The sequence below is a fragment of the Hymenobacter sp. HSC-4F20 genome, from assembly GCF_019599275.1.
Classification (GTDB): Bacteria; Bacteroidota; Bacteroidia; order Cytophagales; family Hymenobacteraceae; genus Hymenobacter.
On the sequence record NZ_JAHZTD010000001.1, the window covers coordinates 1,070,961 to 1,084,811 of the forward strand.

A 13,851-nucleotide genomic window follows, 5' to 3' on the forward strand; every position below is an offset into this window, starting at 1 on the left:
ATGAGTTATTTTCCTCCGTTGGCCAATAAGTAGTTCCTGACTATTCCAACCTGTGTGTCCGAGACTGGGGCTATTCCCTTCGAGCTGGCATAACCCTCCAAGAATTGCGCAAACGGTTTGGTACCTTTCATCACCCGTGCTATCAAATCTTGCTGGTTTTTAGGGTTCGAGCCCCGTTCACGACCCTTACCGTATAAATAGTACTGTTCCAAAAGGTCCAACAGCCGAAGTTTCTTGTTTGCAATAAGATGATCCTGATAAGTAATCAGCGTATCAATATCAATGATGGTGATGGGGCGCACGCGACCGTGTTGCGCGATCAAACCCTTGGCGCGTAGTCGGATCAGTTCCTGCTGCAGCCAAGAGTCTACTAAAGCGTTCAGACCTGGCATGTTGTAAACAGAATTGTGTACAAGCAAGATGGGGTAGATAATTAGGTGGTTTGGCTGCGCAATTTTATCATACGCGGCGTTTCCCGACAAAACGCGCTGGATGTTACGCAACAATTGCAACACCGCGGTTTTGCTGAGCCGGTCAGTAACGGGATCGGTACTGCGCCGGAAGAATTTACTCCCTAACTCATCTACGAAGCCGCTGAAGTTATCACCCTTCTTAAATACCTTATTGATATCAACGTCTTTTGACTCTAGGATAATGACGCGCTTGGTCTCCCGAAAATAATAATCAGGTTCAACGCCACCATCGTCAGCTAATATGCCACTGTCCTCCATCTCTTTACCGCTTATTGCAATGCCGCGCTTTTTGTAAATGGCATCCATAATTGGATTGAGCATGTATTCCTCGGAGAACTCCTTTTTATAGAGCGTGCCCCATTCTTCTCCTTTCAATAAGGCCCTACCAGACGCATCGTTCAGTTTTTTAATACGCCAGTAAAGCCCTTTGTGCAGCATCTCAACCACGAAACGGGGATAGACCACAACATACTCCCTTTCATTTAGCTTAAACAAAGGGGTTTCACGAACCGAGAAATAGTCGTCGGTAATCAAATTGGCCCCGTCAGCTAGTATGAAATGATCAAGAAACCTTCGATCATCCTCTTCCTGAACTACGATAGTACCTGTCGAATTGCTCTTGGTTTGATCCCAAATGATCTTGATCAAGCTGAAAATACGCCGGCTGTATTCCTGCCATGTTTCGCACTCCATGTTTTTCAGGAATGCAGCAAGTAAATCGTGATACTTTTCCCGTTCCTGCAAGAAAGTAAAAAGCTGTATCGACTTAGCCATCTGGCTGATCATGAGCTTTTCGATCCCTTCTTGATTTATATCGAACCGAGAATGACTATTGAGCAGGGCCAGTCGGGCAAAGCGATCAACCCCCGGCAATTCAGGAGCATTGTCTAGCGATGTATTTTCAGCGTTGACTACCTCGTCATTGACAGCAAAGAAAAGCCGAAATAGATTTTGTTCTATTTCAACTTCTGACTGTGTCGCGGGCTCGTCGGGACGCGGAAAGATTAACTGAAAAATCTTGAGGGCAGATTCTGGAGCGGCTATGCTGACAAGCGCATTAGTTTGGCGCTCTATCTGTTCGAGTTTTCGATAAATACGCTCGGCCTCTTCTCGGTTGTGATGTCCGAATACACGGGGGAAGGTTTTCCGAAAATCTTCAAGCTGCTGGATGTTAAGCAGATAATTTGCTATTTGAAGTAGGGTCGGCCGGTCTATTCCTGCTAAATACTCTTCCTTTGGTCTAATGGGCTCGTCATAGATCTGGTCAAACGTTACAAGCAGATATTGGCGCATATGATAGATTTTCTAAGCCCGTTGCCTCGCAATCTATTGATTAAACCTTACTCGGCAAGTACTAGATTGACCTATTGACGACGTGTCCCTGCATAGTGCATAATCACCCTATGCCACGCCGTCTATTCTGGGGGTTGCGCCCGTCAACCTAGCATACCAAGCCTTTATCGAGATGCCGGCCAGTGGCGGTTGTAGGACACCGAGAAATAGAGGCAAACGGGCAAACTATCTTGACCAACGACATGCCGCTAGGATAAGCTGGGTGCATGGCCTCAAAGCTCAATCTCAAGCAGCAACGCTTCTGCGAAGAATACATCATCGACCTGAATGCAACGCGAGCCGCTAAGGAAGCGGGCTATTCGGCGCGGACGGCCTATTCTATTGGGAATGAAAACCTGAGTAAACCTGAAATTCAGGAATACATTCAGCAGTTGGTCAAGGAACGGTCACAGCGTACCGAGATAACCGCCGATATGGTGCTGAAACGCTTTTGGGAGATTGCCACGGTGGACCCCAACGAAATCATTCAGCTGCGCCGGGTCTGCTGCCGCTTCTGCTATGGCAAGGACCATGAGTATCAGTGGACCGAAAAGGAGTTTCGCCGTGCTGAGGAAAACGCCATACAGGAAAATAAGCCTATACCTGTCAACGCTGGGGGATTTGGGTTCGATCATACGCTGGACCCGCACCCGAAATGTCCCGATTGCCGCGGTGAAGGCCGCGAGGATGTCCACTTGGGCGACACGCGCAAGCTCAGCGGCCCAGCTAAGGCGCTGTATGCCGGTATCAAGCAGAGCCGCGACGGCATGGAAGTGAAGCTAAACAGCCAGATTAAGGCGCTGGAAAACGTGGCGCGTCACCTGGGCATGTTCACCGAGAAGCCTGCGCCACCGCCTGCTGCCGCTGATGTTATTCCACAACAGGAATACACGTTGCAGCCCGACGAGGACGTGCCTGATGCACCAATCCTCTAACGGCCCGGTCGCGCTCACCCCTAAACAGGCCAACATATTTGTTTGGGGCTGGCAGGTATCGGCCCGTTTTCGTGATGCAGTCTGCGGACGCCGATTTGGGAAAACATTCCTCGGCAAGGCCGAAATGCGCCGCGCCGCCCGGCTGGCCATGCAGTGGAACGTCAGCGTTGAAGATGAGATCTGGTATGCGGCCCCGACGTTCAAGCAGGCCAAGCGGGTGTTCTGGCGCCGGCTCAAGCAGGCTATCCCCGCCAACTGGCGCACAGGTAAGCCCAACGAAACCGAATGTTCCATCACGCTGATCACTGGCCACGTCATCCGCATTGTCGGCCTTGACACCTATGACAACCTGCGCGGCTCGGGCCTGTTCTTCGTGTTGATTGACGAATGGGCCGACTGCCCCTATGAGGCATGGCAAGAGGTGCTGCGCCCCATGCTCTCGACCTGTAAGTACGTCGTCAACGGCGTGCAGCGCGTCGGAGGTCATGCCTTGCGGATCGGTACGCCCAAAGGATTTAACCACTGTTACGACACGTATCAAGACGGGCAGGGTAAGGAGCCGGACCACAAAAGCTGGCTGTACACCTCGCTCGACGGCGGCAACGTGCCGGCCGAGGAAATCGAAGCCGCCCGGCGAAATCTGGACCTGCGCACGTTTCGGCAGGAATACGAGGCCAGCTTTGAGAATTACCAGGGCGTTATTTACTACTGCTTCGACCGTCGCCTGAACAACACCACGGCGTTAATCAATCCCGGTGAAGATCTGCACATCGGCGCGGATTTCAACGTCAGCAAGATGGCCGGCATCGTCCATGTCATCCGCGACGGTAAGCCAATGGCTCTTATGGAGTTGGTCAACATCTTCGACACCCCGGCGCTGATCGAGAAAATTGACGCGACCTTTCCGGGCCATCGCATTATCATCTACCCGGATGCTTCGGGCGACAACCGCAAGAGCACCAACGCCAGCGCCACCGACATTGCTTTACTGCGGAAAGCGGGCTACACCGTCATAGTCGATGCCGCAAACCCGTCGGTGAAAGACCGCATCAACAGCATGAACGCCATGTTCTGTAACACCTATGGAGAACGGCGCTACCTAGTCAACACGGCTAAGTGCCCGGTCTATACGAAGTCACTGGAACGTCAGGTCTGGGACGACAAAGGCGAACCCGACAAGAAATCAGGCTTCGACCATCCGAACGATGGGGCGGGCTACTGCATCACCAAGCTTTACCCCATCCGCGGCCGTGGCATCCAGCGCGTTACGCTCGGCAAGTAATCCGGCTTGCGCGCAGTCTGGGGCTGTGGCATACTGTCGGGCAACAACAAGGAGCGACATATGCCTGATACGTTCAACATCACCGGCAACGGCAACACGGATATGGGCTATGTCGGCGAGGTGCCGCGCTTTCAAAGCTACCTCGGCACGCTGTTCGTCGCCGGCACCTTCGGCGGCGGCACATTGAAATTCCAAGCCTCGCCCGACGATGTAACGTGGTTCGACATTCCCGATCAGGCCGGCAACGTGGTCAACATCACCGCCCAATCGATGCGCAACCTTGAATTCGGAACGGGTGGCATCCGCCTGCGGGCCGTTTTGAGCGGGGCAACGTCGCCCAACCTCAAGGTCTGGCTAAAGGACACCAACTAATGCTCAAAGTTCCTTTCAAAGGCTCCCGACCCAATATCTATGAGCCTGTAGGGATTGCGATTTTTGGCGACAGCCAGACAGCGCAGAATACTGCTGCTGCCAATCGCTTTGAGGGGAATGGCTGGCTGGTTCAGTTAAACATGGTTACCGGCCAGCGGTACATTTTCAATCACTCGCTCAACTTTGGGGTATCCGGAAACAGCAGCGCCCAAGCGCTTGCCCGTGTGTCGGAAGTCGTCAATTGCTCGGCCCAAGAGGTTATCGTGTTACTCGGCGCGAATGACCGCGCAGGCAAACTCCCGGCGCAAACCACCATCGACAACGTTACGGCAATCGTGGCCGCAATCACCGCTGTCGGCAAAAAAGTAACGATCATTTCTCACCTGCCCCGTCGTGATGCCAGCTTTGTGGCGGCGGGATTCACAGCCAGCGAAATCGTCACCGCCAAAGACAATACCGAGATTGTCAATGCTGCACTTAAGCAACTGGCCAGCCCGGTTGTGCGCTATGCTGACGCTTATTCACTGTGGGTTGATCCAGTTGATCGCCAGGCCAAAGTCGGCCTAACGCTGGACGATCTGCATCAGAATGCCGCGGGCGCTAACCTTATTATGCGCACGCTCTATGACATCTTCACCCCCATTTACGGCGTACGTGAATTTAGACTTGACCCCAACAACCGCTTTGTGAACACGAATTTCGCTGGCAGCGGCGGTTCGCTTAGTGGGTGTACAGGTAGTCTCGCTGCGAACCATCTGTCGCTTGGGAGTGCGCCAACAGGAACGGCTGGCCGCGTCTTCAGTAAGACCAGCCGAGGCGGTCAGCGGATGGATTTCGACTTCCCTGCAGGCGGATCGGCTACCGATAACTTCCGATGCATTCAGCGCCTGACATCATCGGGCGAAACCGGCAAGTACGCCTATTACGAGGTCGAACTTGACATCTTGAATGCCGGTATCGGAAGCGGCATCTGGCGCACGTTAAGCGCAGAATTGCAGACATCTGTTGGTTCCCTGTCCATTGGCAATGACCGGGCAGGCACGTCTGACCCCATGGGGCTAGACCTCATGCTTGAATTCATGCGTGCGAAAGGTCGCACGCTGCTGCTACGCACCCCAGCGATGGCCATTCCTGCAGCTACCTATGTTGAGGGCCGTTTTAATATCGAGGCCAACACGACGGGTGGCCCCTTGGCGGGCAGCATCGAACTGCTGAATGAGCAACTGGTGATTTACTGATGACCCTCGACCCTTCCCTGAAGCATCCTGATTACCTCGATTATTTGCCCGTCTGGCAGAAATGCGGTGATGCCATTGCCGGGCAACGGGCAATCAAGGCACGCGGCAAGCTGTACCTGCCGGAGCTGATCGGCCACGAGAAGGAGAGCAACGACGCTTATCTGGAACGAGCCAGTTTTTTCAATGCTACCGGGCGCACGGTGGAAGGCTATGTCGGCATGGCCATGCGCAAGCCTCTGACACTTAAGGGTCCGGAAGCTATTTTGGGATGGCGCGATGACATCACCCTGACCGATGAAAGCCTAGACGATCTCGCCGCCGACTGTATCCGCGAAACCCTGCGCTCCCGCCCTGGCGTGCTGGTCGATATGGAAGTATCGACGGGACCTCTCACCGCCGCCCAAGCTGCTGCCCTGCAACTTCGTCCTTACTTGACACTCTACAAGGCCGAAAGCATCATCAACTGGGAGCGCGCCCGCATCAATGGCGCGTATCGGCTGAAAAACGTCTTTCTGCAGGAAAGCTATGCGGATGATGACGGCAAGCTTAAGGTGCAAATCCGTCAACTGTCGATGAACAGCGGCCAGTATGAACAGATCGTTTGGCGGGAAGCAGTGGGCAAAAGCTGGGTTGAGTATTCACGGGTTACGCCGCTAAAAAACGGCGGGCCTATAATGGAAATCCCCTTCTACCCTATCTCGGCCGACAAGCCAACTATCGAGGTTGGCCCTCCCCCGATCGAGGATCTGGTCGATGTCAATATCGCCCATTACCGCAACAGCGCCGACCTCGAAAATGGCGTGCATATCTCCGGCCTGCCCACGGCGGTGATCATTGGCTATCAGCAGCCGGACAATGCTGGCCCAATTGCCCTAGGGACCAGCACCGCACTTGTCATCCCTGACATGGGGGCTACGGTTGAATTCCTGCAAGTCGGCTCGGAAGGCTTTTCCTCGATAGAAAAGGCCATGGACCGCAAGGAACAGCATATGGCGGCGCTTGGGGCGCGTATGGTGGCACCGGAGAAGAAGCAGGCCGAGACTGCCGAGACCGCCAGCATCCGGCGCGGCGGGGAAAACAGCGTCCTGGCCGCACTGGTAGGCGTGGTTAGCCGTCAGCTGACTAAGGCGGTGACCTTTGCCGCCGACTGGATGGGCTATGAGACCAAAGACATTCTGGTTGAGCTGAACAAAGACCTCGTGCCATGGAATGTCACCTTTGACGACCTGGCTAAAGCGTGGTCACTGGTGCAGCAATCGGCATTCTCAAAAGACGTGTTCGGCGGCCTGCTGGCTTACGCCGAGATCGTGCCCGACGACTTCAACTATGAGGAAGACCAGGAAAAGGTTGTCGAGGCCGGGCCTATTGTCCTACCACCCTCCGAGGCTTGATAGAAACCTTAGGTTTGTTGATAAGCTCTATAGCCAGCCTAGCTTTTTTAATATCTCGATTTCAGCGGCAGAAAAAGTGTTGAGAGCAGCCTCCTTTACTTTTTCGTCCGTGTTTTCGGGATTGAACTGCATTTGCATTTTTAGGCCTACATACTTTTCAATAGCGGCATTTTCAGATGGAGTTGGCATGGGTCTGCTGTTGAGCAATTTATAATTACGTGCTATCGTGAAGATACGGGCTTATCCCATTCCTCCCGCTCAGGCCATAAAGGTAGTAGGTGTACATAAGTGCCCACGATTAACGAGCAAATTCTTGACGCGCAGTTGCGCCATTCGATCTATCTGGAACGCTACAAAACCGGCGTCCTGCGCGATATTCTGGCCCTGCTGGACAAGTCCAATGATGACCTGGCCGAGCTGATTGCCGCCCGGTTGGTCAAGATCGAGCAGCGCGGTTATACGCTGTCGGCCGCGGAAACTAAGCGCCTGCAGCGGCTCCTGGGAGACTTGACGATCAAACGCGCCCAGGTGTACGCGGTCATTGAGGCCCAGCTATCGGGTGAACTGGTCGATTTCTCGCAGTACGAAGCAGATTTTCAGGTGCGACTGCATGAGAACGTCGGCGTCACACTGTCCGGTGTGCCGGCCAATGCTCAACTGAAAGCTATTGTTACCACACAGCCGTTCGAGGGCCGATTGCTCAAAGCATGGGTGCGCAATAACCAGATGGCCGACCTGAATCGGATCCAGGACGCCATCAATATCGGCATCACGCAAAACCAGACCATAGAGCAGATTGTGCGCCGGCTGCGCGGGACCAAGGCCGCGAGTTATACCGATGGCACCCTGAACGCTTCCAAGCGTGACGTGACTGCTGTGGTGCGCACCGCCGTCGCGCATGTGCAGTCCCGCGCCAAGGCCGAGGTGTACCAGGCCAACGCCGACATCATCAGGGCCTGGCAGCAGATTTCGACGCTGGACAGCCGAACCAGCCCGGTCTGCATCCGCGACGATCACCGCATTTACCGCCAGTATGCCGATGTGATCTGGACCCCGCGCCACTGGAATTGTCGCAGTATCGTGATTGCCTATTTCGCCGATGACGAGCACGGCAACCGGGCCAGCCAGTTCGGGCCGGTACCGGGTAGTACGGATTACGATACGTTCCTGCGGCGCCAGTCCAAAGAGTTTCAGAACGACGTCCTGGGCATCAAGCGCGCGCGGCTGTATCGTGAGAGTGGCAAGCCCGTCAAGAAGTTCATTGACGAAACCGGCCAGTTCTATACACTGGCACAGTTGAAAGCCAAAGATTTAACCTAACCCGAAAGGTGATGAATGAGATTAAAAGCCCTGTTGGACAGCGCCAGCTATGATGTACTGGATGAGGCCATAAAAGCAGCTTATACTGAGCGCGACGGAAAGTTTTACCTGAACGTGGATGGCTTGCAAGAGCATCCCGACGCGCTAGGGCTCAAGAGCGCCCTGACAAAAGCGCGGCAAGAGAAAAAGGATGCCGAAACCAAGCTGGCCGAGTTGCAGGAACGTTTTGCTGGCGTGCCCGACGACTTGACCGGCGACGACATCGTGGCTTCGCTCGACAGAGGTGGCGGCAAGGTTGATCAGCGCTTAGCCGAACAGCGCGAACGCCTGACCAAGCAGTATGACAGTAAATTGAATGAAGCCAAAGAGCAGCTGCAGAAAGCCACTGCCCGCGCCGACCGATTGTACAGCGAAAACGCCCTGATGTCGGCCATGACCGAAGCCAATATCACGCTGCCACACGCCCAAAAGGCCGTTAAGGCCATGCTGCGCGATCAGATCAAGGTCGAGTATGAAGGCGACGAAGTTGTCGTCACTATCGATAACATGCCGGTGGCTGATAAAGTGAAAGCGTATGCCCAGAGTGACGAGGGCAAATACTTTGTCACGGCCCCGAATAACAGCGGCGGCGGTTCGGGCGGTCAGGGCGGTTCGACAGCCACGGACTACAGTAAGAAATCAATCACTGAGCTGGCGCTTTTGGAAGGTAAGGACCCGCTGGCGAAAGCCGAGATTGAACGCCGGACGAAGATTGAAAAACCTGCCGCCAGGTAACTTCTTAGAGCCCCTGAAAAAGGGGCTTTTTTTATAGCTGGACTTGTGCCATACTATTGGCATATGCGCCCTATCGAGATGAGAAGCGCAAGAGGGCAGCGAGAGGCTGCCCATCATCTCGGAGGCGAGACGCTTCCAAACACGTTCCCTTTTTCATTCTTGGAGGCTCTCGTGACCATCACGAAACTTGCTGACTTAATTATTCCCGGCAGCACTGTCGGCGTTACCCTCAATAATCTGATCAAGAAAAAACTGATCGACCGTTCCGCCTTCTTCCGCTCAGGCTTTGTAAGCAATTCAGCCGATCCGGAAGTTGGCTTGCAGCTCGGCGATGAATTGGACAAGGGTGGCAAATTCGTTACCGCCAAGTTCCGCAACCGCCCGAACGATCCTGAGCAAATCCTGAACGACACCAAAGATTTGGTTGTCAATAAGTTCACCTATGGATCGCAGAGCACGCCGGTATTCGCCCGTGGTCAATCGTATGGCGTTACCGACATGGCCGTTGACCTGGGCGGAGATGACCCGCTTGATGATATCGCTGAGTTCTGGGCCGAATATTGGTTGCCCCGCCAGCAAATTGTACTAATCAACGTGCTTAAGGGTGCGCTGGGTGCGTCTTCTGCTGCTGAAAACGTCTATGACATCTCGGGCAATGCGGGCGCCGATGCGGTAATCAATCCAAAATCCTTCCTCATCGCCTCCAATAAGCTTGGTGATCGTTCAGATCAAATTGTGACTGTGGCTATGCACTCGGCATTTTACCTGCAGCTGTTGTTGCAGAACTTGATCACCTTCCTGCCAGTGGCTGGACAAGGCGAACCAATCCCACAATACCTGAACAAAACGGTTATCGTGGATGATGGCCTGCCATACGACGCCGGTACCGGGATCGGTACCCTGTACCTGGGCAAGCGTGGCGCGGTGACCTATCAGGAAGCCGGCCTAAAAACGCCAATCGAAGCTGAGCGTCAGGCTTTGGTTAACAGCGGTCAGGAATATTCGGTTAGCCGCAAGAAGTACATCATGCACCCGAACGGCTTCAACTGGAACGTTAACGCTACCACTGTCGATCCGACGCCGAACAACGCCGAATTGGCGACCTCGGCCAACTGGAACCGCGTGTACAGCGCCAAGGAAGTCGGCATTATCGCTTTCAAAGCAAAAGCCGCTTAATCTATCAAGGAGCCGCTTTACGGTGGCTCTTTTCATTTCACAAGGAGTTCACACTATGCCCAACGATGTTTATGAGCCTTCGGACAGCAACACCGAGCACAACCCCTACGACACCAAAGTCGGCGGTAAGCCCGCTTGTACTCTGGCGGACGGTACCACACCCCAGGTGGTAAAGCAGAAAGCATCTACTGCTGACGGACCGGCTGCTGGCGCTACTGAAGCTGCCGACGACGAATCTGATGATCCGGTGAATGCCTCGGCTGCCGCAAAGAAACTGGCCGAAGAAAACGGCATTGACCTGAACACGGTCACAGGGACTGGCTCAAATGGCGGCATCACCAAAGCCGACGTTGAAAAAGCCATCGCTGAAGGCCAGCAGTAAACATGTTCATTGCCGCGACGGGTTTGAATGGTGACGAGGCTAACGCGCTGATCAGCGTGGAATACGCTGACGCCTACCACTCCCTTCGCGGCAATGCCTCTTGGACCGGCAACGATGCAGCAAAGCAAGCTGCCATAATCCGGGCCACGGATTACATCGAGCAGGTTTACGGCCAACGGTTTATCGGTACCGTTGCCCTTAACACTGTTCTCTCCTGGCCGCGCTATACCCTAGCTTATGATAGCGAAACCATCCCGGAGGCGCTGAGAAAGGCCGCGGCTGAACTGGCGCTTGATGCGATGGCCGGAAGTTTGACCCCGAACATCACTAGCGAACCGCAGGTCAAGCGCGAAAAGGTTGACGTGCTGGAAGTCGAGTATTTCGAGGCAGCTAAGCGCCCAACGATCCGCCCGGCTGTGACTGGCTACCTAGCCCCGCTCCTATCGTTCAGCGGCCTGAATGTGCCGGTGGTGCGCAGATGAATTATGACCGCTTCACGCAACTGGCTCTCAATCAGATTGCCGAAAAAGGCCGTGACATTACCCTGTTGAACAAGCAGCTCGGGGCATATGATCCGCTGACTAATACTATGACCGATGCCACGGACACGACGCGCACAGTGCGGGCCGTCTTTACCAGCTACAAAGCCAAGGACATCGACGGTACCGTGATCAAGCAAGGCGACAAGCGCTGCCTGATTGCGGACGCGGTTGATGGCAAGGAAATTATCGTTGATGGTGCCGACCAGTATGCTATTGTGAATGTCGAGGCCGTCCAGCCGGGCGACACGCTGATTTTGAGCAAGGTGCAGGTGCGGCGATGAAATCCGTCGAGGACCAGATCGCCGCCGCTATGAAGGCCAAGGTTTATAACGTGCAGGCCGGTTTGATGCGTGAAACCGCTTTGCGTGTTGCTGGCAATGTCAGCCAGGCCACACCGGTCGATGAAGGAACCGCCCGCGCCAACTGGAACCTGAGCGCCGAGACGCCCGACCTGAGCACGAGCGAAAGCACCACGCCACAGTCTTATGACGACGCCCAGATCACCGGCAAGGAAAAGATGCTGTATGTCTCCAACGGCCTTCCCTACATCGAGAAGCTGAATGAAGGATCTTCGACACAGGCTCCCGCGAATTTTGTGGAACTCGGCGTCATGCTATCCAAGCGCCAGGCGGAAGCTGCGGCCAAACGGGGGGCAAAGTGAACTACGAAACCGCCGCCGCCGCTATCAACAGACATTTCGAAGCTGAGTGGAACAAGCGCACGCCAGCCGCATATGATGACGTGCCTTTCGACATTCCCAACGGCGAACCGTGGGTCCGCTTAATCGTGCAGCACGCCCTGGGCTATCAGGCTACGGTAGGCGCGCCAGGTAGCAATGCTTTTCGCCGTGAGGGGCTGGTAACGGTGCAGATTTTCACCCCGGCTGGTAACGGCAAGATCAAGGCCATGCAGCTAGCCGATCAGGTCAACCCGATTTTCCAGCGTATTGGGCGCGTGGCGGGCATTGCTTTCCAAGATGTGCGCTTAAATGAGGTTGGCAACGGCTCGACGGGCTGGTATCATATCAACATTAAAACTGAATTTGAATACGACACTTACGCTTAGGAGTAAAGCATGACCGACAGTTCCCTGACCCGCCACGCCTATGTGATGCAATCTGCTTACGGTGCCGTTCCTGCCAATCCAGCCTTCAAGAAACTCCGCCTGACGGGCGGTGGTCTAAGTGAGCAATCCGGCTACACCACCAGCAACGAGATCCGCTCTGATCGTCAGAACTCCGACATGCGCTTGACCTCGCGAGAAGCGGGCGGCGATTTCCCGTTCGAGATGTCCTATGAAAGCTTTGATGACCTGTTGGCGGCATTCATGTGCAACAACTGGGCAACCGACACGCTCAAGCCCGGCACCCTAGACAAGTATTTCGCCTATGAGCGAACCGACAACATGGGCGGTGGCGTGTTCGATTACGAGTTGTTCAAAAACTGCCAGATCAACACGTTTAACCTCAGCATCAGCCCGCGCAGCCTGATGACCGGCTCGTTCGGCGTTATGGCCAGTGAAATGCAGGCCAATACAGCGCCGATCACGGGTTCCACCTATGCCGAGCCGCCGCAGACTTCAGTGTTTTCGAGTGCCGAGGCCAGTGGTGAGCTGATGATCAACGGGGCTGTCGTCGGCTACCTCATGGCCTTGACGATTTCCGGAACCAATAATATGCAAGGCCGTGAGCAGCTGTTCTCGCCATATCTAGACGGCATGCGCAAAGGCAAGTTTGACTTCGGCGGGGAGTTGACGACATATTTCCGCACCAAAGCCCTGCGCGACCTGCAACGCGCGGACGGCTATGTCGACCTGAAACTGACGATCGGCAACGACACGGACGGCACCTATGAATTCGTCATGTCCCGCGTCAAGCTGGCCAACACGGCCAAAAATACGCCGGGCAACAACGAGGACGTAATGCTGAACACGGCGTTCACGGCCAATTACGACACGACTGATGGCGCTTCGCTGATCATTACCCGCATCGACGCCACCCCTTAACCAAATGGCGACCCGAAGCCTATGCTATGGCGCTTCCTGATCGGGTCGGGAAGCGCCGCCCTTAACCCGAAAGGCAAACTATGACTACGAAACCAGCCAACAAAGCCAGCCCGGCTGCAAAAGATGTTCTGGCCGGCATCCTAAAAGCTGCCCGCGACAAATACGAAAACGACCCCTTCTTGGAGACTCAAAAAGGCGTTGACATCGAAGTGGATGGCGTCGGCACCTTCACCATTCTGCGCGCCCATGGCCGAAATCAGAAATTCATCACGGCTTACCGCGAAAAGGTCGTCCCCTATCAGGACAGTCCGGAAGCAAAAGCCGTCAAGGGCGACGATCCCAAGCTGGAGGCCCTGAACCGCGACGTGTTTGCGGAAACCATCATCATTGGCCTAAAAGACGTGGCCGGTAATAAGGTCGAATACAACGCCGCTACAAAAGCTGCAGTCAAAGAGTTGTTGGCCGTTACGCCGGACCTTTATACCCTACTGCAAGCCGAAGCCCTGACCGGGGCCAATTTCCGCAAGCGCTACGAGGCTGAGGAAAAAAACTAACCGAGGCCCTAGCGTGGAACCTGCGCTGGGGTCCGCATCTCGAAGGTCTGATGGTGGCGCAAGCCAAAGGCGCGAG

Annotated in this window: 17 protein-coding genes; 15 read left to right on the forward strand and 2 right to left on the reverse strand. The window is 54.7% G+C overall.

Annotated features, from left to right (window positions below; all coding sequences use genetic code 11):
* Positions 1-5 precede the first annotated feature (5 nt).
* Positions 6-1,766, reverse strand: coding sequence for a hypothetical protein (locus tag K3G63_RS04620; protein WP_220612900.1), 1,761 nt, complete (start codon positions 1,764-1,766; stop codon positions 6-8).
* A 266-nt stretch (positions 1,767-2,032) separates the two neighbouring features.
* Between K3G63_RS04620 and K3G63_RS04625 the strand changes: the two genes are divergently transcribed.
* Genes K3G63_RS04625 through K3G63_RS04645 form a run of 5 tightly spaced genes read left to right on the forward strand, consistent with a single transcriptional unit; the run spans position 2,033 to position 7,023 of the window.
* Entirely contained in the window at positions 2,033-2,740 is a 708-nt protein-coding gene (locus K3G63_RS04625; RefSeq protein WP_220612901.1) for a terminase small subunit, read from the forward strand.
* Positions 2,724-4,022, forward strand: coding sequence for a terminase large subunit (locus K3G63_RS04630; RefSeq protein WP_259404266.1), 1,299 nt, complete (start codon positions 2,724-2,726; stop codon positions 4,020-4,022). Before K3G63_RS04625 ends, K3G63_RS04630 begins: the two co-directional genes overlap by 17 nt.
* 60 nt (positions 4,023-4,082) lie before the next feature.
* Positions 4,083-4,394 carry a hypothetical protein gene (locus K3G63_RS04635; RefSeq protein ID WP_220612902.1) on the forward strand — a complete coding sequence of 104 codons (312 nt, stop codon included), beginning with the start codon at positions 4,083-4,085 and terminating at the stop codon, positions 4,392-4,394.
* Positions 4,394-5,632: an SGNH/GDSL hydrolase family protein gene (locus tag K3G63_RS04640; RefSeq protein ID WP_220612903.1), complete on the forward strand. Its 1,239-nt coding sequence runs from the start codon at positions 4,394-4,396 to the stop codon at positions 5,630-5,632. Before K3G63_RS04635 ends, K3G63_RS04640 begins: the two co-directional genes overlap by 1 nt.
* On the forward strand, positions 5,632-7,023 hold the full coding sequence (locus tag K3G63_RS04645; protein WP_220612904.1) for a DUF4055 domain-containing protein: 1,392 nt from the start codon (positions 5,632-5,634) through the stop codon (positions 7,021-7,023). The genes K3G63_RS04640 and K3G63_RS04645 overlap by 1 nt, the downstream gene beginning before the upstream one ends.
* A 27-nt stretch (positions 7,024-7,050) precedes the next feature.
* Here the strand turns inward: K3G63_RS04645 and K3G63_RS04650 are convergent, their stop codons facing one another.
* Positions 7,051-7,212 carry a hypothetical protein gene (locus K3G63_RS04650; RefSeq protein ID WP_220612905.1) on the reverse strand — a complete coding sequence of 54 codons (162 nt, stop codon included), beginning with the start codon at positions 7,210-7,212 and terminating at the stop codon, positions 7,051-7,053.
* Between the two features lie 99 nt (positions 7,213-7,311).
* On the opposite strand from K3G63_RS04650, the gene K3G63_RS23020 reads away from it, so the two are divergent.
* From K3G63_RS23020 to K3G63_RS04700, 10 genes are all read left to right on the forward strand, one after another.
* Entirely contained in the window at positions 7,312-8,343 is a 1,032-nt protein-coding gene (locus K3G63_RS23020; protein ID WP_220612906.1) for a phage minor head protein, read from the forward strand.
* Positions 8,344-8,358: 15 nt separating this feature from the next.
* Complete coding sequence (locus K3G63_RS04660) at positions 8,359-9,117, forward strand: hypothetical protein (RefSeq protein WP_220612907.1); 759 nt, start codon at positions 8,359-8,361, stop codon at positions 9,115-9,117.
* Between the two features lie 63 nt (positions 9,118-9,180).
* Positions 9,181-10,293 (forward strand): major capsid protein, encoded by a 1,113-nt coding sequence (locus K3G63_RS04665; protein WP_220612908.1) that lies wholly within the window; start codon positions 9,181-9,183, stop codon positions 10,291-10,293.
* A gap of 55 nt (positions 10,294-10,348) precedes the next feature.
* A complete protein-coding gene (locus tag K3G63_RS04670; protein WP_220612909.1) occupies positions 10,349-10,675 on the forward strand; it encodes an E3 binding domain-containing protein in 327 nt (108 codons plus the stop codon).
* A gap of 2 nt (positions 10,676-10,677) precedes the next feature.
* The gene (locus tag K3G63_RS04675) at positions 10,678-11,157 is read left to right on the forward strand and encodes a DnaT-like ssDNA-binding protein (protein ID WP_220612910.1); all 480 of its coding nucleotides are present in this window, start codon (positions 10,678-10,680) and stop codon (positions 11,155-11,157) included.
* Positions 11,154-11,498, forward strand: a complete 345-nt coding sequence (locus K3G63_RS04680; protein ID WP_220612911.1) for a hypothetical protein — start codon at positions 11,154-11,156, stop codon at positions 11,496-11,498. Before K3G63_RS04675 ends, K3G63_RS04680 begins: the two co-directional genes overlap by 4 nt.
* The gene (locus K3G63_RS04685; RefSeq protein WP_220612912.1) at positions 11,495-11,878 is read left to right on the forward strand and encodes a hypothetical protein; all 384 of its coding nucleotides are present in this window, start codon (positions 11,495-11,497) and stop codon (positions 11,876-11,878) included. The genes K3G63_RS04680 and K3G63_RS04685 overlap by 4 nt, the downstream gene beginning before the upstream one ends.
* A complete protein-coding gene (locus K3G63_RS04690; protein ID WP_220612913.1) occupies positions 11,875-12,282 on the forward strand; it encodes a phage tail terminator-like protein in 408 nt (135 codons plus the stop codon). The genes K3G63_RS04685 and K3G63_RS04690 overlap by 4 nt, the downstream gene beginning before the upstream one ends.
* A gap of 9 nt (positions 12,283-12,291) precedes the next feature.
* Positions 12,292-13,221, forward strand: coding sequence for a phage tail tube protein (locus tag K3G63_RS04695; RefSeq protein WP_220612914.1), 930 nt, complete (start codon positions 12,292-12,294; stop codon positions 13,219-13,221).
* Positions 13,222-13,301: 80 nt separating this feature from the next.
* Complete coding sequence (locus K3G63_RS04700; RefSeq protein WP_220612915.1) at positions 13,302-13,775, forward strand: hypothetical protein; 474 nt, start codon at positions 13,302-13,304, stop codon at positions 13,773-13,775.
* The last annotated feature ends 76 nt before the right edge of the window (positions 13,776-13,851 follow it).